This window comes from Paracoccus chinensis, assembly GCF_900102885.1.
In the GTDB taxonomy this organism is placed as follows: domain Bacteria; phylum Pseudomonadota; class Alphaproteobacteria; order Rhodobacterales; family Rhodobacteraceae; genus Paracoccus; species Paracoccus chinensis.
Window position 1 is genome coordinate 1 of the sequence record NZ_FNGE01000070.1, and the last position, 1,457, is coordinate 1,457.

The following is a 1,457-nucleotide window of genomic DNA, read 5'->3' on the forward strand; positions in this document are numbered from 1 at the left end:
TATTCCGGCAGGTTCACCCGGATCGGGACGGTCGGGTCCTTCAGCTTCAGGTGGCATGGCTGGCTTTCCTCGTGGTTGGTGAAGGAAAAGGCCACGTTGGTCAGCCGGTCGAACGACAGCTTGCCGTCGGGCTTGGGATAGTCGATCGGACGATAGTTCTTCGCGGGCCGGGTGGCGGCGGCGTCGGTCTTGCCGTGCTTCCAGGTGCGCAGGATGTTGCGGTTGAAGAGGCTGGCGACCCACATGTCCATGCCGCCCAGCATCAGGCTGCCCATCATGCCCGTGCGCGACCAGGCAGGCTTGACGTTGCGAACGCGCTTGAGGTCATGTGCGATGAGGCCCGTGCGGACATCCTGTTCGTACTCGACCAGCTCGTCGCCCTCGCGTCCCGCCGCGATGGCCGCCGCGGCCGCGTTCGCCGCCGCGATCCCCGACAGCATGGCGTTGTGGTTGCCCTTGATGCGGGGGACGTTGACCATGCCGGCCGAGCAGCCCAGCAGCAGCGCGCCCGGCACCGTCATCTTCGGCAGCGACTGCCAGCCGCCTTCGCTGATCGCCCGGGCGCCATAGGCCACGCGCTTGCCGCCTTCCAGCAGCTCGGCCACCATCGGGTGGTGCTTGAAGCGCTGAAACTCGGCATAGGGGTAAAGATAGGGGTTCTCGTAGTTCAGGTGGACCACGAAGCCGATGAACACCTGATTGTTTTCGGCATGGTAGATGAAGGACCCGCCGCCCGCGTTCTTGCCAAGGGGCCAGCCCATCGTGTGGACGACGGTGCCTTCCTTGTGCTTGGCCGGGTCGATCTCCCAGATCTCCTTCATGCCGATGCCGAACTTCTGCGGCTCGTGCCCGGCGGAAAGGTCGTATCTCTCGATCAGCTGCTTGGCGAGCGACCCGCGCACGCCCTCGGCGATCATGACGTACTTGCCGCGCAGCTCCATCCCCGGCTCGTAGGAGGGGCCGGGGGTGCCGTCGGGGTTCCTGCCCATCTCGCCCGCCACGACGCCCGCCACGCGGTCGCCGTCCATGACCAGCTCGGACGCCGCCATGCCGGGGAAGATCTCGACGCCCAGTTCCTCGGCCTGGGTGGCCAGCCAGCGGCAGACGTTGCCCATGCTGACGATGTAGTTGCCGTGGTTCGACATCAGCCGCGGCATCGGCCAGTTCGGGATGCGCGCCGAGCCCGCCGGGCCCAGCACCACGAAGCTGTCCGAGGTGACGGCGGTCTTCACCGGCGCGCCCTTGTCCTTCCAGTCGGGGATCAGGGCATTCAGGCCCACCGGGTCCAGCACCGCGCCCGACAGGATATGGGCCCCGACCTCAGAGCCCTTTTCCAGCACCACCACGTTCAGGTCCGGGTCGATCTGCTTCAGGCGGATCGCCGCCGACAGGCCCGCGGGTCCCGCCCCGACGATCACCACGTCGAATTCCATCGATTCGCGTTCGATCGTGCTCAT

1 protein-coding gene is annotated in these 1,457 nt (G+C 66.6%); it reads right to left on the reverse strand.

The genetic code is table 11. The features are described from left to right. A partial coding sequence (locus tag BLQ03_RS17680; protein WP_090757594.1) for an electron transfer flavoprotein-ubiquinone oxidoreductase occupies positions 1-1,457 on the reverse strand: 1,457 nt, incomplete at both ends.